General features: G+C 64.5%; 20 protein-coding genes. 12 read left to right on the top strand and 8 right to left on the bottom strand.

The window, feature by feature from the left end; translation table 11 throughout:
- Positions 1-2,915 precede the first annotated feature (2,915 nt).
- From AC4D2Q_RS05180 to AC4D2Q_RS05155, 6 genes are all read right to left on the bottom strand, one after another.
- Complete coding sequence (locus tag AC4D2Q_RS05180; RefSeq protein WP_490945519.1) at positions 2,916-4,082, bottom strand: peptidoglycan-binding protein; 1,167 nt, start codon at positions 4,080-4,082, stop codon at positions 2,916-2,918.
- Between the two features lie 42 nt (positions 4,083-4,124).
- Positions 4,125-4,451, bottom strand: a complete 327-nt coding sequence (trxA, locus tag AC4D2Q_RS05175; protein ID WP_400930196.1) for a thioredoxin — start codon at positions 4,449-4,451, stop codon at positions 4,125-4,127.
- Between the two features lie 27 nt (positions 4,452-4,478).
- Positions 4,479-5,498, bottom strand: a complete 1,020-nt coding sequence (gene trxB, locus AC4D2Q_RS05170) for a thioredoxin-disulfide reductase (protein ID WP_490945711.1) — start codon at positions 5,496-5,498, stop codon at positions 4,479-4,481.
- A gap of 198 nt (positions 5,499-5,696) precedes the next feature.
- Positions 5,697-7,283 carry an ABC transporter substrate-binding protein gene (locus AC4D2Q_RS05165; RefSeq protein WP_490945518.1) on the bottom strand — a complete coding sequence of 529 codons (1,587 nt, stop codon included), beginning with the start codon at positions 7,281-7,283 and terminating at the stop codon, positions 5,697-5,699.
- 177 nt (positions 7,284-7,460) lie between these two features.
- The gene (murJ, locus tag AC4D2Q_RS05160; RefSeq protein WP_490945517.1) at positions 7,461-9,122 is read right to left on the bottom strand and encodes a murein biosynthesis integral membrane protein MurJ; all 1,662 of its coding nucleotides are present in this window, start codon (positions 9,120-9,122) and stop codon (positions 7,461-7,463) included.
- Between the two features lie 61 nt (positions 9,123-9,183).
- Positions 9,184-9,714, bottom strand: coding sequence for an NUDIX hydrolase (locus AC4D2Q_RS05155; protein ID WP_490945516.1), 531 nt, complete (start codon positions 9,712-9,714; stop codon positions 9,184-9,186).
- A gap of 144 nt (positions 9,715-9,858) precedes the next feature.
- Between AC4D2Q_RS05155 and AC4D2Q_RS05150 the strand changes: the two genes are divergently transcribed.
- The 6 genes from AC4D2Q_RS05150 (at position 9,859) to AC4D2Q_RS05125 (ending at position 16,454) form a co-directional block, all read left to right on the top strand.
- The gene (locus tag AC4D2Q_RS05150) at positions 9,859-11,415 is read left to right on the top strand and encodes a CCA tRNA nucleotidyltransferase (protein WP_490945515.1); all 1,557 of its coding nucleotides are present in this window, start codon (positions 9,859-9,861) and stop codon (positions 11,413-11,415) included.
- A 35-nt stretch (positions 11,416-11,450) separates the two neighbouring features.
- Positions 11,451-12,107, top strand: a complete 657-nt coding sequence (locus AC4D2Q_RS05145) for a histidine phosphatase family protein (RefSeq protein WP_490945514.1) — start codon at positions 11,451-11,453, stop codon at positions 12,105-12,107.
- 194 nt (positions 12,108-12,301) lie between these two features.
- On the top strand, positions 12,302-12,493 hold the full coding sequence (locus AC4D2Q_RS05140) for a hypothetical protein (RefSeq protein WP_490927802.1): 192 nt from the start codon (positions 12,302-12,304) through the stop codon (positions 12,491-12,493).
- A 454-nt stretch (positions 12,494-12,947) separates the two neighbouring features.
- Positions 12,948-13,241 (top strand): hypothetical protein, encoded by a 294-nt coding sequence (locus AC4D2Q_RS05135; protein ID WP_490945513.1) that lies wholly within the window; start codon positions 12,948-12,950, stop codon positions 13,239-13,241.
- Positions 13,242-13,456: 215 nt separating this feature from the next.
- A complete protein-coding gene (mshA, locus tag AC4D2Q_RS05130) occupies positions 13,457-14,704 on the top strand; it encodes a D-inositol-3-phosphate glycosyltransferase (RefSeq protein WP_490945710.1) in 1,248 nt (415 codons plus the stop codon).
- 64 nt (positions 14,705-14,768) lie between these two features.
- Positions 14,769-16,454, top strand: a complete 1,686-nt coding sequence (locus tag AC4D2Q_RS05125) for a formate--tetrahydrofolate ligase (RefSeq protein ID WP_490945512.1) — start codon at positions 14,769-14,771, stop codon at positions 16,452-16,454.
- A gap of 106 nt (positions 16,455-16,560) precedes the next feature.
- Here AC4D2Q_RS05125 and AC4D2Q_RS05120 read toward each other — a convergent pair whose 3' ends face one another.
- On the bottom strand, positions 16,561-17,646 hold the full coding sequence (locus AC4D2Q_RS05120; protein ID WP_490945511.1) for an inositol-3-phosphate synthase: 1,086 nt from the start codon (positions 17,644-17,646) through the stop codon (positions 16,561-16,563).
- A 171-nt stretch (positions 17,647-17,817) separates the two neighbouring features.
- On the opposite strand from AC4D2Q_RS05120, the gene AC4D2Q_RS05115 reads away from it, so the two are divergent.
- The 4 genes from AC4D2Q_RS05115 to AC4D2Q_RS05100 all read left to right on the top strand — a co-directional run bounded on the left by AC4D2Q_RS05115 (position 17,818) and on the right by AC4D2Q_RS05100 (position 22,466).
- Entirely contained in the window at positions 17,818-19,278 is a 1,461-nt protein-coding gene (locus tag AC4D2Q_RS05115) for a glycosyltransferase family 87 protein (RefSeq protein WP_490945510.1), read from the top strand.
- The gene (locus AC4D2Q_RS05110) at positions 19,275-20,720 is read left to right on the top strand and encodes a phytoene desaturase family protein (protein WP_490945509.1); all 1,446 of its coding nucleotides are present in this window, start codon (positions 19,275-19,277) and stop codon (positions 20,718-20,720) included. The genes AC4D2Q_RS05115 and AC4D2Q_RS05110 overlap by 4 nt, the downstream gene beginning before the upstream one ends.
- Positions 20,721-20,813: 93 nt before the next feature.
- Entirely contained in the window at positions 20,814-22,115 is a 1,302-nt protein-coding gene (locus AC4D2Q_RS05105; RefSeq protein WP_490945508.1) for a hypothetical protein, read from the top strand.
- Positions 22,116-22,196: 81 nt separating this feature from the next.
- Entirely contained in the window at positions 22,197-22,466 is a 270-nt protein-coding gene (locus AC4D2Q_RS05100) for a hypothetical protein (RefSeq protein WP_490945507.1), read from the top strand.
- A gap of 35 nt (positions 22,467-22,501) precedes the next feature.
- Here AC4D2Q_RS05100 and AC4D2Q_RS05095 read toward each other — a convergent pair whose 3' ends face one another.
- A complete protein-coding gene (locus AC4D2Q_RS05095) occupies positions 22,502-22,822 on the bottom strand; it encodes a putative quinol monooxygenase (protein ID WP_490927810.1) in 321 nt (106 codons plus the stop codon).
- Positions 22,823-22,936: 114 nt separating this feature from the next.
- Here AC4D2Q_RS05095 and AC4D2Q_RS05090 point away from each other — a divergent pair, with 114 nt between their 5' ends.
- Both AC4D2Q_RS05090 and AC4D2Q_RS05085 read left to right on the top strand, forming a co-directional pair.
- Complete coding sequence (locus tag AC4D2Q_RS05090) at positions 22,937-24,619, top strand: ABC-F family ATP-binding cassette domain-containing protein (protein WP_490945506.1); 1,683 nt, start codon at positions 22,937-22,939, stop codon at positions 24,617-24,619.
- A gap of 14 nt (positions 24,620-24,633) precedes the next feature.
- Positions 24,634-25,860, top strand: a complete 1,227-nt coding sequence (locus AC4D2Q_RS05085) for an MFS transporter (protein WP_490945505.1) — start codon at positions 24,634-24,636, stop codon at positions 25,858-25,860.
- Positions 25,861-25,886 lie beyond the last annotated feature (26 nt).

The following is a 25,886-nucleotide window of genomic DNA, read 5'->3' as shown; positions in this document are numbered from 1 at the left end:
TTCGGGACTCGGGACTCGGGACTCGGGACTCGGGACTCGGGACTCGGGACTCGGGACTCGGGACTCGGGACTCGGGACTCGGGACTCGGGACTCGGGACTCGAGACTCGGGACTCGAGACTCGGGACTCGGGACTCGAGACTCGGGACCGCGCAGACGGTACAGACCAGACTGCAGTCTCCTCAGCGATGGATATAAACTCCCATAGGGTGGGGCACATAGATAAACGTTGGACGTAACTGCCGTCAGCCAACGGAATTGCGTCCGGACGGTAACTCCGAAGTGTGCATCGCTGGTCTCGGCTAAGAGGGAATCGCCCGGCCAAGCCTGCCGATGCGGTTCCGAGACAGGGAGCACAAGCAATTGGGGTTTATCTACGAGAGGAAGTGGTCTTCTAAGCGCCTGATATCAGTGCCGTGAAGAAGACCATGCTGCAGGCCGTTGCACCACAGCAGGTGAGAATGCGAAGTAATGAACCAGGGTGGCGGAGCCGAGCATGTATCGGCCGGTTCCTCCTGCAGCTCCTGAAGGCGATGGATGAGCTCCCAGGGGAGGGTGCCGTGGGACCGCTGGGACGCCAAGGCTGTTTCACGTGAAACATCACAGACCCATGGTTTAAAATCTCAGACTACGGCGATTTCATGATCGGGTCATCTGTGGGCCGCCATAGTCTATGTCGCCCCTCCCGGTGGGCCGAAGTGTGCATGCCAAGCTGTTGTCGCCCGAACAGCCGCAATGAGGTCGAGCGCAGTGCCTGCGCAAGTGCCCCTATGCTCTTCCAGGACTTCCAGGACTTCCAGGACTGCAAAGCGTTGTGAGTTCAGTGCACTCGCGCCTACACAACTCGCATCAAACAACCCGGGACATGCATATCAACAGCAGCTCGTGTGGCGCCGAGGCTGGCCTTGGGTGTGCCGGATCGACTGGACCACCATGCCGACCGTCACTGTTTCACGTGAAACACCCAAGTATCACAGGGAGTCAGGAGCGTGTGGTCGGCGAGAGCAGCCCTCCCCTGACAGTGGTGTTGGAGGATCCTGCAGTAGTTCGTGAGGGGACATGCAACCTCTGATTAGGGCTCATTTCCCCTGGGGATACCCGTATCTCGCCGAATCTCGCTGAATGTCGCCGATTGACGCCGAATGTCGCTGAGTGTGGCTCGCTATGAAAACTCTTTCCAGACCGTGGCTTGGTTGAACTTCAAGGGAGACTAACAGCAACTGGTTTCTGCCGTGTCGCCTCCATCGTGTCCCGTCGAACCGTTAGTGGTCCCGCGGCTCGGCACGTGGTTCCCCAATTCCCCAATGCAGATGGAAGTGTTCCTCGTTGCCACGTCGATTCGACTCTTCCGGATGTAGGTTCTCGGATGTACTGAGCAGTGCTTCTGTTGCTTATAGGTCTAAATCCGGTGTGCGTGATCAGCCGGTGTGGGTTCCGTCCCGCTGAAACTCTTCCGCCTCAATCCCCGGTTGGTGACTTTCCGTCTCGAGATTACCCACCCGACTCACGCTGGCATTTTTCCCACATGTTCCCGGGCGATACCAATGCCCACCGAACCCATTCTGTCTTGGACTGGCCGGCCTGTGGGCAGTGTCACGTCTGGGGGTGCATGCGAAGAAATGCTGGGTTGACGTCGAGTAACTGGTGCCCGAGGTTTTTAACAACCTTTTTATATAGGCTGTTTCTTGTTATTCCTTACTGTTTGCCGACTAACTTGAACAGCAAACGAATATGTGCCGAGAACGGCGACCGTGGGACCTGGTTACACGGGGGCCCCGCAAACCTATATTGTCCTGCATTTGCTCGTCGACTGCGGTCACATCTGTAAGCAGACTCCTGGGCTGGAACACAGCCGCCGGCAACCCGCCAGACGTTTACCTGTTTCACGTGAAACATCCACACACCGGCGTCTCCCAGAGGTCACGGAGGCCGCGGAGTCGCATGAACAGAACAAACAGAAGAAACATAAGAAACAATCGTCGGCTACCAATCCGTCCTGAGGCTTTCGGGGACATTGGCGGTCAACTCGTTCTGCGCCATGAGGCTGCGTCAAAGGACGCTTCTGACCGAAACCAGCACGGATTCGGATGCCGGATAAGACGTGGCGACCCTGCCGGACCCTCAGTGAAGGGCATCAGATACGGACCGGAAATTCTGCGGGTAACCCAGGGGATCAACAGTAATGCTCGAGGCCACAGCGCTTATCACTGGTGCAATACCAATGGGGTGAACCCGGACCAATCGAGGTACTCCGATGAAATCGATCATGAGTTTCACATATTGGGTGAATCGTCCCGGAACAGTGTTGCCACGGCTGTAGACCCGTTCACCCCCCCGAATACGACTTATGGATCTGTTCGAATGCCGAATAGCCGCGGACACCCAGCAGTTGCAGCACTGCCGCTCGTAGTGGAGCAGTCCAGGGGCGAATACCAACGAATGCGGCGATGAGTCACATCCGGAGCGGTCTCCTTGGAGAAGATTCGCCGGCGACAGTTTTTGGGGTGAGGAACAACTTACAAGCGTGAGCGGAGCGCAGACGTACTAAATGTGCGCGATGCTCCGCCCTTCCCCATTGGAAGCCTGGCTTCGGCACCGCGGACGAACACTCTGACACAGAGGGTGGCAGCACACAAAAAGGACCGTCGCTTGGGCACAGACATAATGGGTGAGGACCATTGATGTACCTGTTATTTGGCGTACCGTGCCGGAGGAACTGGGCACTATGCCGTCCCCGCTCCAAGACTGTTGGCGTATCCGCCGCTATTTCTTTAACGCTCATACGGCATGCTGCCCACTGCACATCAGGTCACCGAATTGGAAATAAAACAGAAAGACCGGCCTCAGAGCGTCGAAAATCAACCTTGAGGCCGGTCTTAACCGGTTATGCGCCTCGGAGAAGAGGCCTGGCAGTACTTACACGCCGGAAACCCGCTCCGCTGCAGGCTCTTCCATCGGATTGAATTTCAGCACATCATCCAAGGCGAGAGTACCCGTGGGCTGGTCCTCTTCTTCCAGCAGGTAAAGCCGCTGGATACCGATGACGATTGAGTCCGCCACGGTCTGCCGGAATACCGGATCCGCCAGGCGCTCCGCATCCGAGCGATTGCTGAGGTAGCCCAGGTCCAGGCCTACCGAGGGAATTCCTGACAGCTTCAGGGTGTCCCAGGTACGTCCGTGAACACCCAGATTTTCCATGCCTGTCCGCGCAGCAAGTTCCTTCATGAGCAGGATGGCTGTCCTGTGCCCGATGGGGGAGCGTGCTTCGCCTGTACCCGGCAGACCCCAGTAGTACGCCGCGATACCCGACGCTGCCTGCTGGTCCAGCCAGTCGCAGTGAAGGTCCAGGCTGAGGCTTGGAACGGTTTCACGGGCGCCGTCCACGGGGATGCTGGTGGAAGAGCGGTTGACCACACCTGCGCCGAATTCACGCAGGATGCGCTCCACGCGCTGGCCAATGTCCGCGGCAACGAGGGCCTCGGTCAGGGGCTGGGAGGTGAGGCGTTCGACGGCATGGGGAGAGGCAAGCTCCGAGCCTCCGGTGCTCAGGGCGATCAGCCGCCCGCGCAACGCAGCCGTGGAACGGTCCAGCCGTTCATAGTCCCGCAAGGCAAAAGCCTGGCTGGGAGTGATGGCGCGATTAACGCGTGCCATGGCCCGCATGGTGTCCGCATCACAGACGCCGGTGCCCGGAATGCCAAGATTGTGCTGCAGCTCAGCGACGGCGTAGCGCGTACGAACATTGAATTCGCCGTCAATGTGGCCGTAGTAGAAGCCCAGGTGTGAGAGATGACGCTGCAGTTCGGCAACGTCGTCCCCGCGTGCCGGCGGTTCACCTTCGACGAGGGCGAGGGTGCGGTCCCCGAAACGGAATTGCGCCTCGGCCACGGCCCGCAGGGTATCCGGACCAGCAACGCCGTCGACAATGAGGCCGCGGCTCTGCTGGAAGGACCGGACAGCAGCGTCCACATGGTCGTCAAAAAGGGTGGGGTTGTTAACGGAGTCCGGAGCCAGGTAGGACATGGAGATGCCGGCGCGCAGCAGCGCTTCGCGAAGCGCTACCACACGCCGGCTGGCGTCCATTCTCCGCAAGGATTCTCCTGCCGAGTGCATGGTGTTTGTGTCTTACTTCAGGAAGGCCGCAAATTCCTGTTCCAGGACCTGCTTGGGCTTGGCGCCGATAGACGTAGCGGCAACCTCACCGTCCTGGAAGACATATACGGCCGGAATGGAGGTGATGCCGTACTTGGCCGCGATGGCGGGGTTGTCATCCACGTTCACCTTGACGACATTGACCTTGTCCGCGTACTGAGCCGCGATATCGTCGAGGATCGGGGAGAGCATGCGGCAGGGGCCGCACCATTCAGCCCAGAAATCCACAATGACCGGCTTGTCAGCGGTGAGGACATCAGCCCCGAATGAGGCGTCGGTTACATCTTTTGCGTTGCTCATGTGTTGCTCCTAACAGTGTTTAAAACTTTAGAGTGAAGCGTTTTCGGACACGGCTTCCGCCGGCGGGGTGGGAACCTCCGCAGCGGTGGATACCGAGTCGCCCAGATCCGCCAGGTAGTGTTCGACGTCGACCGCTGCCACACAACCGGAGCCGGACGCAGTGATCGCCTGCCGGTAGGTGGGGTCAATAACGTCACCGGCGGCGAACACGCCGGGCAGGGACGTCTTGGACGTACGGCCCGCGACGGCAATGGTGCCTTCGCTGGTCAGTTCCAGCTGTCCCTTGACCAGCTCAGTGCGGGGATCGTTGCCGATGGCCACGAAGACGCCGGTGACGGCGAGGTCGGACTCGGTACCGTCCACGGTGTTGCGCAGCCGCAGGCCGGTGACCTTGTCCTCGCCGTGGATCCCGGCAACTTCCGAGTCCCAGACAAAACGGATCTTCTCGTGGGAGAGGGCGCGGTCCTGCATGATCTTGGAGGCACGCAACGTGGAACGGCGGTGGACCACGGTCACGCTGGAGGCGAACTTGGTCAGGAACAGCGCTTCTTCCAGCGCGGAGTCCCCGCCGCCGATTACGGCGATGTCCTGGCCCTTGAAGAAGAAGCCGTCGCAGGTGGCACACCAGCTGACGCCGCGGCCGGACAGGCGCTTCTCGTCCTCCAGGCCCAGCTCCCGGTATGCGGATCCGGTGGAGATGATGACGGCGCGCGCCAGGAAGGTCTCTCCGGTGCCGATGGTCACCTTCTTGATATCGCCGTCGAGCTCCAGGGAGGTGACGTCCTCAAACAGGATTTCGGTGCCGAAGCGGGCCGCCTGCTTTTCGAACTGGGCCATCAGATCCGGGCCCATGACTCCTTCAGGGAAGCCGGGGAAGTTCTCCACGTCGGTGGTGTTCATCAGCTCACCGCCGGCAGTGACCGAGCTTGCTATCAGCAGCGGGTTGAGGTTGGCGCGGGCCGTGTAAACGGCTGCGGTGTAACCGGACGGACCGGAACCGACAATGATGACGTCGCGCACGCCGTCGGCGGCTGCGGGGGTTTCGATGCTCACGGTTAGGTGTTCCTCTTCCTGTTGAAACTCAAGTAATTCGGCGCGATCCGAACGAACCGCAGTGCCGTGTGCTTACTTCGGGATCAGTGGTCACAACCGTTTCAGGCTCCAGCTTATTCCGGCTGCACGTTCGGCACACGTCCGGGGACCGGGTCGGGGGTGTTCCCGGCCCGATCCCCAAAGGCTTGGGGGTTAGGAAACGGCGATTTCAGCGATCCGCAGGCCGTACGGGTAAGCAGCCTGCATCCCGCTCAGACGCGGCAGCTGAGTGAAGTTGACGATCACGTACTGTGCCGTGGCCGTTTCACCGTCGGTTTTAGGCACCTGAATGCTGGTGGTGGGGCCGGCGAAGCCGGTCTCAGCCACGGTGGTGGCACCTTCCAGGGTGGGGGCATCGTTGAGCAGCACGGAGAAGCTGCCGCCGGTGCCGTTGAGCTGAGTGATGTCGATCTTGTTGATCGCCGCGTTCTCCTCCAGCTCGACGACGAGCGCCAGGTTGGGGGCGTACCCGCCGAAGGTGTCATTGGCGTATTCGTAACTGGACCAGTAGGTGGCGTCATTGCCGTCCAGGATTTTGGGAAGCGCCCCGTCGTTTTCCGCATCAAGGGCGGGGTTGGCGGGCACCAGGCGGCTGACCCCGGCAGTAACGGGTGCCGGGGCGGCCACCTCGGCTTCCGGTGCCGGTGTCTCGGCCGGAGCAGCTTCCACGGGCGCCGTGGCGGAGGGGGTCGTACTCGTATCTGCCTGGGGATCGTTCTTGATACCGCCCAGCGTGCCCACCGCGAGAACTACGGCAGCTATCAAAACCAGCGTCAGGACGGCCCCTACGAGCACCCGGCTGAAGGTTCGGGTTCCGCGGCCTGAAGCCTCGTCGCCGTTCTCGTCATAATCCTCGTCAAAGTCCCCGGTGTTGTCCCCGCCGGATCCGGCGCTTGCAGTGACAGCAGACGCTGGGAAGGACGCCGCTCGGCGGGAACCGTCCCGTCCTGCCGCCTTGGTGGAGGCCTGCGGGACGTCGGCTTTCCCGGCGGCCGGGTAGTCCTCTGAATAGTCGTTTTCAGTCCACCGTGAAACCTTCGGGTTCTGCCCGGTGGCCGGAGCGCTGTCCTCATCCGAAGCGGGAGCACCCGGGAGGGAACGCTTGGACGGCGGCGGCGGTATGGTTGCCGCTCCGGTGGCGGCTTCGGCCGGAGCATCAGCGGCGTCACCGAACTCCAGATCACGCTCAGCAGAGACCTCTTCGGCTCCCGCAAGGGCTGCCCCGGCGGGTGCGCCGGCGGCGGCACCGCCCCGGCCGAACTTGGACAGTTTGGGCAGCGGGCGGCCGGTAAGCCGGGGCTTGCGGGGAGCGCGCTCCTGGGGCTCCTCCGCATACATATCGTCATCCTCGTTCTCCGGCTCCCGGGAACGGGGCATCCCAAAGATCTCGGATCCGAGAGTGTCGGTAAAGAAAGGCTCGACGTACGGGGCGTCCCGTTCAATGACCAGATCCAGCAAATCCACGGCGTTGGCGTTGCTGGTGACCAGATAGGTGCGGCCGTCGCTTATGCCCAGGTCAAGGATCTGGACGTTGCTGTCCCGTTCGCCGGTGGCGACTTCACGGGCGCTGGCGCTGACCTGGGCGGTGTTTTCCGGCGCGGCAAGGAGGATGCTGACGGCACGGTTGAGCACCAGGTCCACGCCGTCGAGGACCATGTCATTCTCCGCTGAGGCCAGCACCTGGGCGGTCACCTTGTAGCGGCCTCCGAGCGTTGAGCCTACGTCTACCGGCTGTGGCACGTGTTCCTCCCATGGAAACGGCAAAATTACTGCGTTCTGGTTACTGCGGACTGCCTTGCGCATGCTTGGTGACAGGACTGCATCACATTCTTAACCCATGCTACCCGCGGAAATTGGCAATACGTTTAGTAGGCACGCGGTGCCCGGCAGAGGTTTCCGGGGAGGTGAAAGGCGCGCCTAGCGGCGGACCTTCGCCAGGATGGGTTTGAGGAAGGCATCCAGTTCATTTACCTTGAGGGCGCGCAGCATGAGGAAGTAGGACACCGCCATCAGGGCCCCGCAGACCAGGAGTGCCACTAGGGAACCGGTGAGGGAGGACCAGGCGAATCCATCCGCCGAGTAGCCGCCAAGCGCTGCCAGCGCCACGGATCCGACGACGGCGCAGCCCAGGGCGGCAAGCGTCATCCGGACATGGACGTCGAAGATTTCCCCTGCGCCGTAATGGCCCAGCTTCCGGGTCAGGAAAATGTGGCTGACGATCACTCCCGCCACGTTGCCCAGGGAATAGGCGATGGCCAGGCCGAAGACGATCCGGTTGGCGGGCAGTGCCGCGGCTCCCAGGGCCAGGGCGATGCCGAAAACGGACAGGATGATCTGCATGATCATCGGGGTTTTGCCGTCCTCATCCGCGTAAAAGGCACGGTTCATGAGGAACGTGGCGCTCAGGAAGGGTGCGCTGACCGCCAGGAGTACCAGGACCTGCCCCTGGACGGCGGCAGAGGCGTTGGAACCGCCGCTGAACCACATGCTGATGGGTCCGGCGAGCACCACCAGGACGGCGGAGCAGAATATGGTTGCCACGCCGATGGCGCGCAGGCCGGAGGAAATGGTTTCCCGGACCACGCTCAGGTTTCCCTCGGTGAAGGCGTGGGACATCTGGTTGAACAGCACCGTGGCCAGAGACAGCGTAATCACGGAGTGCGGAATCATGTAGAACATGGAGGCGGTTTCCAGGTTCAAATGGCCCGCGATGATTTCCGGCGGGTTCATTGCCTCGTACACCGGACGGGCACCGGAGGCGATGGTGGCCACCTTTGTGTAGACCAGGTAGGCGCCGTTGCCCACCAGCATCGTGATGATGGTCCACTTGGCGACTTTGCCGGTCTGCCGCAGGCCGATGCCCCGCAGCCGGAAGCTCAGCCGCAGGCCCAGTCCGAGTTTCCGCAGCGGAATGAGCAGCACCGCGGCCTGCAGCACAATGCCCAGGGTGGTGCTGCCGGCCAGCAGAACGGTTGCCGAGGTGGTCCAGTTGTCCGGCGTGAAGTTGTTGGTTTCCTGGCGTCCTATCAGGGCGATGAACAGCACCAGCCCGCCAATGGCCACCACGTTGTTGACCACGGGAGCCCACATATAGGCACCAAAACGGCCGTTGGCGTTGAGTGTCTGACCGATGACGGCGTAGGCGCCGTAGAAGAAGATCTGCGGAAACAGCCAGTAGGCAAAGGCGGTGGCCAGGGGGAGCTGGGACTCATTGAGCCCCGTCACCAGCCGAAGGATCCACGGTGCGGCGAGGGTTGCCCCCAAAGCCACGATGCCCAGTCCGACAAGGCTCAGGGTCATGATGGCGGAAACATATTCGCGGCCGCGGTCGGGCCGTTTGCTGGCCTTGATGATCTGCGGGACCAGGACGGCATTGAACACGCCGCCGGCCAGCAGCAGGTAGATGAAGTTGGGCAGCACATTGGCAGAGCTGAAGATGTCCGTCACCAGGCCGGTGTTGCCGATGGCAACGGCCAGCAGCGCTGTCCGGACAAGGCCCAGTACGCGGGACAACAGGGTTCCAGCTGCCATGACGGCGCTGGAACGCGCGGTGCTGGGAGCGATTATCTTTTCGGCCATGGTGTCCCTATGTTCTCACTCCAACCGTGCGGCGCTTAAACCGGGGGTTCCGCAGGCGGGATCAGAGGTAGCGGGGAAGAATTTCCCGCGCGAGGTCGGCGATGCGCCGCTCGTTCGGGAAAGAGAGCCGCTTGCCGAGCTCCGCCAGCGGCACCCAGGCCACGTCCACGGCCTCATGGTCCGGGTCGTTTTCAATCGTGAGGCGGCCGCCGGTGGCGGTGAGCAGGAAGTGGTGCACGGTTTTGTGCACGCGGTGACCGCTCACCGTGAACCAATAGTCGATACTGCCCAGGGCGGTCAGAATTTGGCCTTCGATGCCGGTCTCCTCGGCGATCTCCCGGACGGCAGCTTCGCGGCTGTCTTCGTCATTCTCCGGATGACCCTTGGGCAGGCACCATTCGAGCCGTCCGCCGCGGTTGAGGCGGGCAATAATGGCCACGGGAAGTTGGGGGGAAGTGGAATCCACCACAATGCCTCCGGCGGAAACCTCTTCCACCGTGGGAAGGGAAGGCTGCACCGGATGCGCGCCGGCGCTGCCCATTGACGCCGTCAACGGGGTTCGCTTGGGTGCGCTCGGTACGGGATGGGCCATAGGACCACTCTAACGATCTTTGTCCGGGGATGATGACTGTGCAGGAGCACCCCGGAGCAGAAGCGGCAATGCCCGGCGTGTCCGGTTCCCGCGGGGCGTCCGCTGTGCGTCTTCCGGCCTTTTATCTGGCACGCTTAAAGCACTATGGCGCACCTTTTTGACAGCTCGGTCCTGAAAACTCCCCTTCCCTCCGTTGTCGGCGACCTGGGGGAGTTGTTCCAAGCGGCGGGGTATGAACTCTCCCTGGTGGGCGGGCCGGTGCGGGACCTGTTCCTGGGACGCGTCTCCCCGGACCTTGATTTCACCACCAACGCCCGCCCGGATGACATCATCGGCATCATCCGCCGCTGGTGCGATACCTACTGGGAGATCGGCCGCGCCTTTGGAACCATCGGAATGCGCAAGGACGGTTTCCAGATAGAAATCACCACCTACCGGGCCGACGCCTATGATCCGGAGTCGCGGAAACCCGAGGTGGCGTTCGGCGACAAGCTCGAAGACGACCTGTTCCGCCGGGACTTCACCATGAATGCGATGGCCCTGCGCCTGCCGTCCATGGAGCTGGTGGATCCGTTCGGCGGAGCAAGGGATCTGCAGGCAGGGCTGGTGCGCACCCCCGGCGCCCCCTCGACGTCGTTCTCCGACGACCCGCTGCGCATGATGCGCGCGGCCCGTTTTGCCTCCCAGCTGGAAGTGAACGTGGCGCCGGAGGTTTTCGCGGCCATGAAGGACATGGCCGGGCGGATCACCATCATTTCCGCCGAACGCGTCCGCGATGAGCTGGTGAAACTGATCAAGGGCAAGGCTCCGTGGACCGGAATTGACCTGTTGGTGGAAAGCGGGCTGGCCGAACACGTCCTGCCGGAGGTGTCCGCCCTGAAACTGGAGATCGATGAGCACCACCGCCACAAGGATGTCTATCAGCACTCGCTGACGGTGCTGCGCCAGGCCTGCAGCCATGAGACGGACGCCGACGGCGCGGTCCCGGGACCCGATTTTGTGCTGCGGTTCGCGGCACTGATGCACGACGTCGGCAAGCCGGCCACGCGCCGCTTTGAGCCCAACGGCTCGGTGAGCTTCCTGCATCACGACGCCGTTGGCTCCAAGCTGACCGCCAAGCGGATGAAGGCGCTGCGCTTTGACAATGACACCATCAAGGCCGTGTCCCGGCTGGTGGAGCTGCACATGCGGTTCTACGGCTACGGCGACGCCGACTGGACCGACTCCGCCGTCCGCCGTTACGTCAACGACGCCGGGCCCCTGCTGCAGCGCCTGCACCGGCTGACCCGTTCCGATGTCACCACCCGCAACCGGCGCAAGGCCGACCGCCTGGCTTTTGCGTATGACGATCTGGAAGCACGCATCACGGCGCTCGCGGAACAGGAGGAACTGGCTGCGATCCGCCCTGACCTGGACGGTGAACAGATCATGGCCCTGCTCGGCATCCGGCCGGGTCCCGTGGTGGGCCGCGCCTACCGGTTCCTGCTGGAAGAGCGGATGGAAAAGGGCCCTTCCACGGAGGCTGAGGCAGCCGAGACGCTCCGGACCTGGTGGGCCTCCCAGCCCGAGAACCCGGGTAGCTCCGGACCCGCAGCAGCGGATGAAAGCAACGCTGCCGACACCTCCGCGCAGGCCGCAGCAGATCGCTCCGGCAATGACTCCGAGGAGGGCACCGGCCGCGGCGGTGCCAAAATGGAGTAGGACGGATACCCGTCCGCTGTAGCGGAAGGAAGTAAATGAGCGACGCTGAGGACTTCGGTCCGGCGGTTCCGGATACGACCCCGGCAGGCACCCGCCTGCCGCGACTGTGGCTGCTGCGCCACGGTGAAACGGAGTGGTCCCGCGAGGGGAACTACACGGGTCTGACGGACATACCACTGACAGAAGCGGGCGAGGCACAGGCCGTCGCTGCGAAGGACAAGATCGGTCAGATTGATTTTGACCTGGTGCTCTCTTCCCCGCTGGCCCGGGCGCGGCGCACCGCGGAACTCGTGGGCTATCCGAACCCGCAGATTCTGCCCCACGCCCACGAGTGGGACTACGGAGACAACGAGGGACGCAAGAGCACGCAGGTCCGTGCGGAGAATCCCGGATATCTCATCTGGAAGGACGGCGTCCCCAACGGGGAGACTTTGGAACAGGTGGCAGAGCGTGCGGATCGCATCATCTCCCAGGTGCAGGCCGGCTGCGGCACACCGATGGACCGCACTCCGGACGCCCACCCCATGGAGAAGGTCCTGCTTGTGGCACACGGGCACTTCCTGCGGATTCTCGCAGCCCGCTGGCTTGGCCTTCCGGCCGACCACGGGCGGCATTTGGTGCTCGGCACAGCGGCGGTCTGCACCCTTGGCTGGGACAAGCACACCCCCGCAATAGTGCGCTGGAACTATTAATCTCCAAAAGAATGTAAAAAAGTTTCCGTAAATGCCTTGGCAGGAGACGGAAACGTGTTGTATGTTTTTTCTGCGGCCACCTTTCTTGCAGGTGGGGCCGCATCCCGATTAACCAAGTTCCATCCGGTTTAGAGCATCCAGCATCTGGCCGGCCATCCGTAATTCCATGCACTCATGAAAGGGAGGTGGGGGTAATGATCATCCACAAATTCCTCACTGCAACGGTGGTTGCCTGCCCGCAGGCACGCACGTCCATCCCTTCTGCTGAGGGGCCGTTTGTCCGGCCTTTTGGAATGCGGGTGGCCGGCGCTGCTGACGGACTCACCGGCGCCTCGGGTTACGGATCGTCCTCGCGGCGAACCGGAACCCCCGGCTTTCTCGGGTAACCACTGTAGCCACGGCGCTGACCGCCTTGAATCAACCCTGGTCCTCCCGCTGAACCCTCCTGAAAACCCCTCCTGAAGTCTCGCGGAACCGCCCTTCGGTTTCCTGACTTGGTTTTATGCCTGGCGGGGCATACCTTCCCGGCACGGACTCCCTGCCGCCCGAGGGTGTTGGCGGGTTTGGGGTGACCGCAGTTGCAGGCAGCGGGTTCAGCTGCCGGAAGTGCTGTGTGGGTTGGCTATCGGGGATCCGCTGAGGCGCACCCCGCCGCGAGGCAACCCGGCTGCGTACCGGGGCCGTCCCTGACGTACATCAATTCATTCGAAGAATTATTGTCGAATAATTGTTTGCGTGCAGGCGCCGCTTACCCTCAAAGATCCCACGGTCTTTTTCCTATTCCTTATTGATTCTTTTGTGCACCCTAAAAACGGGTGCGCCCTTTTCCGGAGATTACTCATGCCTAATTCCAGCCTGCCCTTTTCCGTTTCTGCCGAAACTCCCGCCCAGTCTGAAATCCCCACCCTGCCTGAAACTGCCGTCCTGCCGCCGGCAGTGCGGGCTGATCACCCGCCGTCGGCTCCTGACCCGCAAACAGGCCCGCGGCACATCCGGAAGGAGGTGTTGACCATGTTCTTCCGCCTGCTGGCTTCGTTCGCCCGCTCCGAAGCCGTCCATCAGGCCCGCCTGGACGCGTACTGGAACGGACCGCAATGGCACGTGATGACGCACAGCACCTGGTCGGTGAAGTAGCAACCCGAACCGACGGGAACAAAACCGGTGGAGTCCGCGCTGTACACGGTGGACTCCACCGGTTTGTGCGGCCTGCCCGGTGGAATCACTGACAATCGGCTTCGGCTCGGGTGTGAGCGGTGTGACCTGAACCGGTCGGAAACCATGCTCCCGGCCGCGGCGTTATAAAGTCAGTAGGGGACATCGGACAGCGGCCGGCCAGGAAGGGAGTGCTGTTGCTTCAGGTAAAGCGTGTCGCCATGCTCTCCTTGCATACGTCACCCTTGGAGCAGCCGGGCTCCGGCGATGCCGGCGGAATGAACGTTTACGTCCGCTCGGTTGCCGTTGAGCTGGCCAAATGCGGCGTCGGAGTGGAGATTTTCACCCGCGCCTCCGATCCGCATCACCCCCCGTCAGTGGAACTGGCTCCCGGTGTGACGGTCCATCACGTTGCTGCCGGACCGCGCCGAAAGATTGCCAAGGAAGCGCTCCCCGGCCTCGAAGCTGCGTTGGCCGCCGGCGTGGCTGACCTGCAGCCCTACCGTGCCCCGCGGCGCTTTGACGTCATCCATTCGCATTACTGGGTCTCCGGTACCGCCGGACTGGCTGTTGCCCGTACCTGGGACCTTCCGCTGGTGCACACCATGCACACCATGGCCCGCGTGAAGAACCTCCGGCTGCAGGCCGGGGAAAAGCCGGAACCGCAGGTGCGGATTGACGGTGAGCAGGACATCGTGGACGGCGCCACCCGCCTGATCGCGAACACCAGCACCGAAGCTGCCGAGCTGGAATCACTCTACGGAGCCAACCCCCGCGAAGTGGACGTGGTGGCACCGGGCGTAGACCTGAACATTTTCTCTCGCCGAAACTCCGATGCTTCGCGCGCCGCCCTGAACATCCCGCACAACGCGTTCCACGTAGTCTTTGCGGGGCGCATCCAGCGGATGAAGGGTCCCCAGGTGCTGGTGCGGGCCGCTGCGGAGCTCCACGCCCGCCGTCCGGACATTCCGCTGCACGTCACCATCCTGGGAGCCGGCAGCGGGTCCGAGGTACTGGATCTGCAGCCGCTGATCGATTCGCTAGGACTCCACGCGCAGGTCTCGCTGCGTCCGCCCGTAGGCGCGGCCGCGCTCGCCGGTTGGTTCCGGGCCGCCGACGTCGTTGCGGTGCCTTCCTTCAGCGAATCCTTTGGGCTGGTTGCCCTCGAGGCGCAGGCCTGCGGCACACCTGTATTAGCTGCCAACGTGGGCGGTCTCCCCAAGGCAGTGGGGCACGGCCGCACCGGGCTGCTGGTGGACGGGCATGACAGCCTCCGCTGGTCCGCTGAGCTGGAACGGCTGTACGACGACGCCGGGTTCCGGCGGGCGCTGGGCCTCGGCGCCGCCGTGCATGCGTCGGCTTTTGGATGGAACCGCACGGCCATGCTCACCGCGCAGAGTTACCTGCAGGCCGCCGAGCAGTTCTCGGCGCATTCGGTCCGCTGATAGTTTGGGCATACGTCACGACTGCCGGTGAAAACCACCGGCAGGAACCGGAAGGACCGCAACGATGCGCGCTGCCGCTGACATGTCCAGTGATTTGGAAATCTCCCGCCGGGCGGTGATGAAGCCCATCACCGAAATTGCCCGCGCTGCCGGGATCCCCGAAGACTCCCTGGAACTCTACGGGCGATATAAGGCAAAGGTGGATCCGCTGCTGGTTCCGCCGCGGAAAACCCGGGGCAAAGTGGTGCTGGTTACCGCCATGAGCCCCACTCCCGCGGGCGAAGGAAAATCCACCGTGACCGTGGGCCTGGGCGATGCGTTGGCCAAAGCCGGGGCGAACACCGTCATAGCGCTGCGGGAACCCTCACTGGGCCCGGTTCTGGGCATGAAGGGCGGAGCCACGGGCGGAGGCTATTCCCAGGTGGTGCCGATGGAGGACATCAACCTGCACTTCACCGGCGATTTCCACGCCATCACCACAGCCAACAATGCCCTGACGGCCCTGGTGGACAACCATATTTATCAGGGCAACGAGTTGGGGATTGATCCCCGCCGGATCACGTTCCGCCGGGTCATGGATATGAACGACCGCTCGCTGCGCGACATCGTGATTGGACTGGGCGGCCCGACCCAGGGCACGCCCCGCCAGGACGGCTTCGATATCACCGTGGCCTCGGAAATCATGGCGGTGTTCTGCCTCGCCCGCGACCTCACGGATCTTAAGGAGCGGCTGGCCCGGATCACCGTTGGCTACACGTACGACCGCCGGCCGGTGACGGTGCGGGACCTCGGGGTGGAGGGCGCCCTGACCCTGCTGCTCAAGGACGCCGTCAAGCCCAACCTCGTCCAAACCCTGGCCGGAACACCGGCACTGGTCCACGGCGGCCCGTTCGCCAATATTGCCCACGGCTGCAACTCGGTGATTGCCACCGAACTGGCCCGCACGGTGGGGGACATCGTGGTCACCGAGGCCGGTTTCGGCGCGGATCTGGGTGCTGAAAAGTACATGGACATCACCTCGCGGGCCGCGGACGTGGCCCCGGACGCCGTCGTCGTGGTGGCCACAATCCGTGCCCTGAAGATGCACGGCGGCGTGCCGAAGGACCGGCTGGGCGAGCCGGACCCGGCTGCCCTGGAGGCCGGAACCGCGAACCTGCGCCGGCACCTGGGAAATATCGCAAAGTTCGGACTGAGCCCGGTCGTGGCCGTGAACACCTTCACCACGGATACGCCGGAGGAAGTGGACTGGCTGCTGCAGTGGTGCGCCAATGAGGGCGTGGCGGCCGCCGCCGCGGATGTCTGGGCCCAGGGCGGGGGCGGAAACGGCGGCGATGAGCTGGCTGCCAAAGTGCTGGCCGCGCTGGAGAAACCGACGGATTTCCGTTTCCTCTACCCGGATGAGATGCCCGTCGAAGAGAAAATCCGCACCGTGGTCCGGGAAATTTACGGAGCCGACGACGTCGAATTCGCCCTGCCGGCGCTGCGCCGCCTGGAGGAGATCAGGGCCGGAGGCTGGGATTCCCTGCCGGTGTGCATGGCCAAGACCCAGTACTCGTTCTCCGACAACGCCGCGCTGCTCGGGGCGCCGACCGGTTTCACGGTGCACGTCCGGGATCTGATCCTGAAGACCGGCGCCGGATTTGTGGTGGCGCTGACCGGGGCCGTGATGACCATGCCGGGGCTGCCCAAGGTGCCGGCCGCAATGCGCATGGACGTCGCCGCCGACGGGACGCCAACGGGTCTGTCCTAGCCCCTCATGCCGTCCTTCATACCGCGAGATGGCAGAAGGCGTCCCTCCCGGCCTCGGGAAGGTCACCTTCTGCCATCTCGCGGGGGGGGGGGGGGCAGGGGAGAGGTTAGCGCTCAACCTCGCCGCGGATGAACTGCTCCACTTTTTCCTTGGCAATGTCATCGTTGTACTGCTCCGGCGGGGACTTCATGAAGTAGCTCGACGCCGAGAGGATGGGTCCGCCCACGCCGCGGTCCAGGGCAATCTTGGCGGCCCGGATCGCGTCGATGATCACACCGGCGGAGTTGGGGGAGTCCCACACCTCCAGCTTGTACTCCAGGGACACCGGGGCATCGCCGAAGTTGCGGCCCTCAAGCCGGACGAAGGCCCACTTGCGGTCATCGAGCCAGGCCACGTAGTCGGAGGGACCGATGTGGACGTCGTCGGCCTTCAGATCCGCCGACGTGTTGGAGGTGACCGCCTGCGTCTTGGAGATCTTCTTTGATTCCAGGCGCTCGCGCTCAAGCATGTTCTTGAAGTCCATGTTGCCGCCGACATTGAGCTGGTATGTGCGGTCCAGGATGACGCCGCGGTCCTCGAACAGTTTGGCCATCACGCGGTGCGTGATGGTGGCGCCGATCTGGCTCTTGATGTCGTCGCCGACAATGGGAACGCCGGCCGCGGTGAACTTGTCCGCCCACTCCTTGGTGCCGGCAATGAACACCGGAAGGGCGTTCACAAAGGCGACGCCGGCGTCGATGGCGCACTGGGCATAGAACTTGGCGGCCTGCTCCGAGCCGACCGGCAGGTAGCAGACCATGACGTCAACGGCGTTGTCCCGAAGAGCGGCAACAATGTCCACTGCCTCGGCATCGGACTCCACGATGGTTTCGCGGTAATACTTGCCCAGGCCGTCCAGGGTGTGGCCGCGCTGCACGGTGATGCCGGTCTGCGGCACGTCGGCAATCTTGATGGTGTTGTTCTCGCTGGCACCGATGGCGTCCGCCAGGTCCAGGCCCACCTTTTTGCTGTCGACGTCGAAGGCGGCCACAAACTGCACATCGTTGACGTGGTACGGCCCGAACTCCACGTGCATCAGCCCGGGAACGGTCAGGTCAGGATCTGCGTCGCGGTAGTACTGCACGCCTTGGACTAGGGACGCCGCACAGTTGCCGACACCAACGATTGCGACCCGAATGGGGTTCATTGCCACAGTTCTCCTTTGAAGAAAAGTAATTCAGTGCCGCACCGGATGCGGCAAAGACGGGCCCAGTCTACGGCCTCAACCCGAGTGCTGAGTGTGCGCCGTCACAGCAGCAGCTGAGCGGGAATGACCTGTGTCCGGTCTTCGAAGCCCGCCGTGCCGGCGGTCATACTGGTAACCATGGAGCCCAAGCCCCGACGTCAGCCGCTGCGGATAGTGGTGCCCAGCCGCAACGATCCACTCCTGAGGAACCTCACCGAGGCCGTCGGGGGACCGCTGGGACGGTACACCGCGCCCGGAATCGTGACGCCCGGGTTCTTCACCGTGGAACGGGTCCTGATCCTGCTGACCACCGCCGCCGCACTGCTGGCCATGCTGATCAAGACTCCCTGCCGCGTTGGCGGCTGGACCTCCCCGGACCACTTCTACCAGGCCTGCTATTCGGACTGGCCCGTCCTGTTTGATTCCCGCGGCCTGGCCGCGGGAATCTTTCCCTTCCTGACCCCGGGATCCAGTTTTGAGTACCCGGTGCTGCTGGGCCTGCTGGCCGGGGCCACAGCCCTGCTGGTGCCGGGCGGCGCATCTGCGGAACGGGCCCTGGCCTATTTCGACATCAATGCGGTGCTGGCGGTCCTGGCCTGGATTGCCACGGTCACGGCCACCATGCGGATGGCCAACCGCCGGCCCTGGGACGCATCCATGGTTGCCGTGGCACCGGCCATGGTCCTTTCGGTCTTCATCAACTGGGACATATGGGCGGTGCTCCTGGCCGCCCTGGGCATGCTGGCTTTTGCCCGCAACCGTCCGGTGCTCGCGGGCGTGCTTCTGGGACTGGGCACCGCGCTCAAGCTGTACCCGGTCCTGATTCTGGGTGCCATCCTGGTCCTTGGCCTGCGGACCCTGCGGCTGCGCCCGGTGGTCCAGACAGCGGGAGCGGCCGCGGCCGCGTGGCTCGCGGTGAACGTGCCGTTCATGGTTTCCGACTTCACCGGCTGGAAGTACTTCCTGACCTACACCGGCGAACGTCCGGCCGGATACTCCTCGGTGTGGTTTGCCTGGAACCTGCTCGCCGGGAGCTGGGGACAGGCGGAAGCGGATCCGCGGTTCATCAATTTCTGGGCGTACGTCCTGTTCGCTGCTGCCTGCGCCGGCATTGCCCTGCTGGGGCTTGCCGCACCGCGCCGCCCCCGGCTGGCGCAGCTGGCCTTCCTGATCGTGGCGGCCTTTATCCTGACCAACAAGGTGTACTCCCCGCAATTTGTGCTGTGGCTGATCCCGCTGGCGGCGCTCGCACGGCCGCGGTGGCGGGATTTCCTGATCTGGCAGTTCTTTGAAGTGCTGCACTGGTGGGCAATCTGGATGTATCTGGGTGCCGTCACCTCCGGCGGACCCGAGCGCAGCAACATTGATGCGGCCTACTATGTGTGGGCAGTGGCCGGGCACTGGCTTGCCACTGCCTGGCTGATGGTGCGGGTGGTCCGCGATATCCTCGATCCGGCAGATGATCCGGTGCGCCGGCTCGACGTCGATGATCCCCAGGGCGGTCCCTTCGACCACGCGCCGGACCGGTTCCGGCTGGGCCGCAAAGCCCGACAACCGGCGGCTATCCGGACCCCGGCAGAGGAAGCAGGAACCCCGTGACGGATGTATCAGTAGTAGGCGCCGGCCCCAACGGACTGGCGGCCGCCGTGATCATGGCCCGCGCCGGATTGTCGGTGCGGGTGTTTGAAGCGGGAGCCACCGCGGGCGGCGGCAGCCGGACGAAGGAACTTCTGGAACCCGGCCACCGGTACGACGTCTGCTCCGCCGTGCATCCCATGGCCCTGGCCTCGCCGTTCTTCCGCCGCTTTGACCTGGCCGGCCGGATTCGGCTCACCGTGCCGGAGATCTCCTACGCGCATCCGCTGGACGGCGGCGATGCCGGCCTGGCGTACCGGGACCTGGAGCGCACCGTGGCCGGTCTTGGCGCGGACGGCCCGGCGTTCCGTTCCCTGATGCGGCCGCTGGTGCAGCGCAGTGAGGACATCACGGAATTCCTTATGTCCCCGCTGTTCCGCGGCTACCGCAAACCCGCAGCCGCGCTGGCCTTCGGGCGTGCCGCCCTGGACCAGGGCACCGTGCTGTGGAACCGGCGGTTCTCCACGGACAAGGCACCCGCGCTGCTCACCGGTGTGGCGGCCCACCCGGTGGGCCGCATGCCGTCGCTCCCCTCCGCCGGCGGCGGCCTGCTTCTGTCGCTGCTGGCCCACACCGTGGGCTGGCCCGTGCCCGACGGCGGTTCGCAGGCCATCGCCGACGCCATGGTCCAGGACCTGCAGGCGCACGGGGGAGAGGTGGTCACCGGCCACCGGGTGTCCTCCCTGGACGAGGTCAGCAGCTCCAGGACGGTGCTGCTCGATGTTTCTCCGAAGACCCTGCTGGAACTTGCCGGACCGCGGCTGCCTGGCCGCTACGCCCGCTCACTGGAACGGTTCCGCTACGGAAACGCAGCCTGCAAGGTGGATTTCATCCTCTCGGGGCCCGTTCCCTGGGCAAACGATGAGGTGCACCGCTCAGGAACCGTCCACCTGGGGGGACGGCGTGCCGAACTGGCCGAAGCCGAAGCGCAGGTGGCGGCCGGACGGCATCCCGCGAAGCCCTATGTGCTCCTGTCCCAGCCCAGCAGCTTCGATTCCTCCCGTGCCCCGGCCGGCCGGCACATCCTGTGGACCTACTGCCACGTTCCCGCCGGTTCCACCGTGGACATGACCGAAGCCGTCACCGCACAGATCGAACGCTTCGCGCCCGGCTTCCGCGACGTCGTCGTCCGCTCGCAGGCCACAACGGCGGCGGATCTGGAGCGGTACAACGAAAACTATGTGGGCGGTGACTTTGGCGGCGGCGCCGTCAACCTGTGGCAGATGGCGGCCCGGCCCGTTCTGGCCCTGAACCCGTGGCAAACCCCGCTGCCGGGGGTCTACCTGTGCTCGGCATCCACGCCGCCCGGACCCGGTGTCCACGGGATGGGCGGATTCCATGCCGCCGAGCTGGCTCTGCGGCGGGAGCACGGACTTCCGCTGCCGGCCCTGGGGACCGGAAACTAGCCCCCGGGGGAGCAGTCCGGCAGGAGGGCGGCGCCGTAAGCTTGTATGTTTGAATCCGGCGCAACGCCGCTCACGCTTTGCAGGGGGAATGGAATGCATAACCAGGACGGCGGGATGCCGGGAAACCCCGACACCCTTGTTCCGCCCGTCGGGTCCGGACGCCGGGACCCGCAGTGGTGGCTGGCGGTGCGGGCCGCACTCATTGCGTATTCCCTGACCCTGGGCGCCGCGCTCGTCACCATGGCGCTGCTGGTCCTTGGATTCTTCCTGGGCGGCACCGGTGCCCTGGACGCCATGACCGATTCCGCCTCCAACGTGGGTGCCCGGCTTGACGGTCCCTCGGCGCTGCTGATCTATCCGTTTTTCCTGGCGTCAATGGCGCTGGGCGGCACAACGGTCCTGACGGTCTCCTCAGCCGTGTACTCGGCTGCCGGCCCGCTGGTGAGTGTCTGGACCGGTGCGCTGCCGCTGCTGCTGACAGGGGTTGCGGTGCTCACACTGTGGCGCCAGGGCCGGCGTGCCGAGCGCAGGCAGCCACTTGAATCCGATGGGACGCGGTGGCTGTACGCGGGGGTGACCGGCCTGGTGCTGGCCGCCTTCTCCGTGACATTGAGCCTGCTGTTTTCCCAGCGTTCGGAAACCGACATTGGTGCCGTGTTCCTGACCGCAGCCTCGCCGAGCCTCGTGGCCGGGGCGGTGCTGCTGGGAACCGGTGTCAGCTGGGCGGGACGCAAAAAAGAGTCCGGCACACCGCTGCAGTGGTTCATCCGGGCGGAGCGCGCCCTGCCGGAACTCCGCGCGGCCCTTCGCCTGGCCGGCGGCCATTACCTGTTCTACACAGCAGTGGCCGGAGCGATCCTGCTGACCACCGCCCTGATTCGCGGCGGAGTGGCAGTGACCTTCGCCGCTCCGCTGTGGCTGCCGACGGCGTCGGCCTGGGCGTACGCGGCCGGCCACCTGTCCACCGTGGCTAACCGGGATCTGCCCGGAGACGGGCAGATCCCGGCCTCCGTAGCTGATCTGCCGGTCTGGGCCAGTGCAGCAGCCGGAGTTCTGGGAGTGCTGCTGGCAGCGGCGGCAGCACTGGCCTGGTACCTGGCCCGGCAAGGCTCCCCGGCCCGCCGCACCTCGTGGCTGAGCCTGCCGGTGGCCTTCGGCCTCGTCGGCGCCGCCGTCGCCCTGCTGAGCCTCGTGGCCGCGGGCCGGGCCGGAACCGGCGGCAGCGACGGCCTTGGTCCGGGAATCGGAACCCTGGGACCGGCATGGTGGACGTTCCTGGTGCTGGCCGCCTGGGGAGCGGTGATCGAGCTGGGCGCCCGGATCCTGGCGCCGCAGGTGGCACATCTGGTGCCGCAGCGGATCAGTAACTTCCTCACCGGCAACACTCCGAAGTAGGGGTACTGCGGGGGGCGGGAGCCCGGCTTCCCCTTGCGCCCGGAGCTCCGGCATGGCGAACTGGAAGCAGGAGGTGTGCTGATGACCGAGCACCTGAACAACCACCACAGGGACACGCTGGAGCAGATCCTGCGTCATCCCACCAGCTCCAACATTGAATGGAAGAGGGTGGTGTCCCTGCTGGAAGCAGTGGCCGACACCACGCGCGAGCACAACGGCAAGTACGAGGTGACCATTGCGGGGCAGACGGATTATTTGGAGCCGCCCCGGGGCAAGGACATCGACGAGCGGACCGTCGTGGACCTGCGGAAGATCCTGACCCGGGCCGGCTACACGCTGGATACCAAATAGCCCAGCCGCCGTTCCGGGCAGCTGGGCGGCGGGCTCTATTCGACCGTGAGTTCACCCATGCGGGACCAGTCTTCGCCGTCGATGACCGTGTTGATGATCTTCGGAGTCTCCACCAGTGCCTGAACCATGTCCTTCATGGCCTGCTGGAAGTGGTCGCTGCCCACATGGGCCTCTGCGGCGTCGTCCTGGAAGGCCTCAACCAGGACAAATTCGTTGGGGTTTTCCAAGCTGCGGGACCAGTCGAACCACAGGTTGCCGGGCTCTGCGCGTGTGGCTGCGGTGAAATCGGCGGTCAGTTCCGGCCAGCGCTCCACCCATTCGGGCTTGACATTGAACTTGACGGTAATGAAGATCATTTTCGCTCCTTAGCGGCGTGTTTCCGGCTGACGTCCCGGGCGGGGACGCGCGGTCTTCATCGTAGGCACGTCAATGCGGCGGCTGTCCATCCCGGCGGATGGGAGGATGGATGCGTGGCACACCTCGACGTATCCAACATTGACTATTTCCTGTCCGACGGCCGGCAGCTGCTCAACGGCGTCAGCTTCAAGGTGGGGGACGGGCACAAGACCGCCCTGATCGGCCCCAACGGCACCGGAAAGACCACGCTGCTGCGCATCATTGCCGAGGACATCAAGGCCGATGAGGGCACGGTGTCCAAATCCGGGTCCATGGGGATCATGCGCCAGTTTGTGGGCCAGGTCCGCGATGACAGCACGGTCCGGGACCTGCTGGTTTCCGCCGCCCCGCCCGCGCTCGCCGCCGCCGCGAAGGCCGTGGATGACGCCGAGCTGGCCATGATGGAGCACGACGACGAACCCACCCAGATGCGTTATGCCACGGCGATTGCGGACTGGGGAGATGCCGGCGGCTACGAGCAGGAGACCGTCTGGGACGAGGTCACCATGGCGGCCCTGGGCATGCCCTTTGACCGTGCCCAGTACCGCAAGGCCTCCACCCTCTCCGGCGGCGAGCAGAAACGCCTGGTCCTGGAAGCCCTGTTCTCCGGCCCCGATGAACTGCTGCTGCTGGACGAGCCGGACAACTACCTGGATGTGCCCGGCAAGCGCTGGCTGGAAGCCAAACTGGCCGAGTCCAGGAAGTCCGTCCTGTTCGTCAGCCACGACCGTGAGCTGCTCGACAACGCCGCCACCCGCATCGTCACCCTGGAACCGGGCATCAACGGCGCTTCCGCCTGGATCCACGGCGGCGGCTTCAGCAGCTACGTCACGGCACGCGAGGACCGCAATGCCCGGTTCGAGGAACTGCGCCGGCGCTGGGACGAGGAGCACCTGAAGCTCAAGGAACTCGTCAACATGTACAAGAACAAGGCGGCGTTCCGTTCCGACATGGCCAACCGCTACCAGGCCGCGCAGACGCGGCTGGCCAAGTTCCTCGAAGCCGGGCCGCCCGAGGCGCTGCCCATAGAGCAGAACGTCAAGATGCGGCTGCGCGGCGGCCGCACCGCCAAGCGTGCCGTGGTTGCCCAGAAGCTGGAGCTGACCGGGCTGATGAAGCCGTTCAGCACGGAAATCTGGTTTGGCGACCGGGTGGGCGTGCTGGGCTCCAACGGCTCCGGAAAATCCCACTTCCTGCGCCTGCTGGCCCTGGGCGGCACCGATCCTGACCGGGAACATGAGCCGGTCTCCGAGGTGGAGATTGCTCCGGTCCCGCATGAGGGTTCCGTCAAACTTGGTGCCCGCATCCGGCCGGGATTCTTCGCCCAGACCATGATGCGCCCGGATCTGCTCGGCAAAACCCTGCTGGACATCCTGCACCGCGGTGACGAGCACCGCTCCGGGCTGGGCCGTGAAGCCGCCGCCGGAGCACTGGACCGCTACGGCCTGGCCGCATCCTCCGAGCAAAAGTACGACTCACTCTCCGGCGGGCAGCAGGCCCGGCTGCAGATCCTCCTGCTGGAACTCTCCGGCGCCACGCTGCTGCTGCTGGATGAACCCACCGACAACCTGGACCTGCATTCAGCCGAAGCCCTGGAAAAGGCGATCGACGCCTTTGAAGGCACCGTCCTGGCCGTGACCCATGACCGCTGGTTTGCGCGCAGCTTTGACCGGTTCCTGGTGTTCGGCTCCGACGGCAAGGTCTACGAATCCGAGACCCCGGTCTGGGACGAAAAACGAGTGGTCCGCGCGCGGTAGGGGACAATATTGCCGTGACCGAAAAGAACCCGACTGACACTGCCCGAAAAGACATCGTCCTCAACAAGGCACTCATTGCCGTTTTCGTGGTGTTCGGCCTCAACGGCCTGGTCTTCGCCAGCTGGGCGGCCCGCATCCCGGCCGCCGCCCAGGACCTCGGCATCGGTGCCGCGGGCGTTGGCCTGCTGCTGCTGTTTTCCGCCGTCGGCTCGGTGCTCGCGCTGCCGCTGGCCGGCTCGGTGGCCCAGCGGATCGGCACCGCCGGCACCGTGCGCGCCGGCGGAATTACGACGTCGGCCGCATCCCTGATCATTGCCGCCGGCCTGTACACCGGCTCCATTCCGCTGACCGCCGCCGGCCTGCTGATCTTCGGCGTGGGGATCGCCGGCTGGGACGTTGCCATGAACCTCGAGGGTGCGGACGTGGAACGGCAGCTGGGCCGGACCATCATGCCCAAATTCCACGGCGCCTTCTCCGGGGGTTCCTTTGTGGGCGCCCTGATCGGCGCCGGCCTGTCCGCCCTGGGGGTCTCCCTCTCCCTGCATCTGCTGGCCATCCTGACCGTCGTCTGCGTTGCGGTGCTGATTGTGCCGCGCAACTTCCTGCAGGTTTCCCACGCTGACCACGGCACGGATTCCACCGGCGCGCAGGTGGCGCCGTCCCGCTTCGGCGCCTGGAAAGAGGGACGCACGCTGCTGATCGGCGTCGTCGTCCTGGGCGCCGCCCTGACCGAGGGGGCCGCCAACGACTGGGTTGCCAAGGCGACGGTTGACGGACTGGGAACCAGCGAGTCCACCGGCGCCGTGATGTTCGCTGTTTTTGTTGCCGCGATGACCCTCACCCGCTGGTTCGGCGCCCGGCTGATCGACCGGATGGGCCGCGTGCCGGCGCTGCGTATGTGCATGGGCGCGTCCCTGGTGGGCCTGCTGCTCTTTGTCCTGGCGCCCAACCTCGCGCTGGCTGCCCTTGGCGCAGTGCTGTGGGGCGTCGGTGCGGCGCTGGGCTTCCCGATGGGCATGTCCGCCGCCGGAGAGAACCCGGCACACGCCGCAGCCCGGGTCTCCGTCGTGTCCACCATCGGCTACTCGGCCTTCTTCATCGGGCCGCCCGTGCTCGGCTTTCTCGGCGAACACTGGGGGATCCGCAACTCGCTGCTGGTAGTGGGCGCAGCCATGCTGCTCTCCATCATCTTTGCCCCCGCCGCCGCAGAACAAAAGGAATCTTCGGACGCACGGTCCTGATTCGGGGCCGTCCTGACTCGGTGCGG

This window comes from Arthrobacter sp. TJ-178 (genome assembly GCF_058269275.1).
This window is presented reverse-complemented; position numbering and strand designations above follow the sequence as displayed.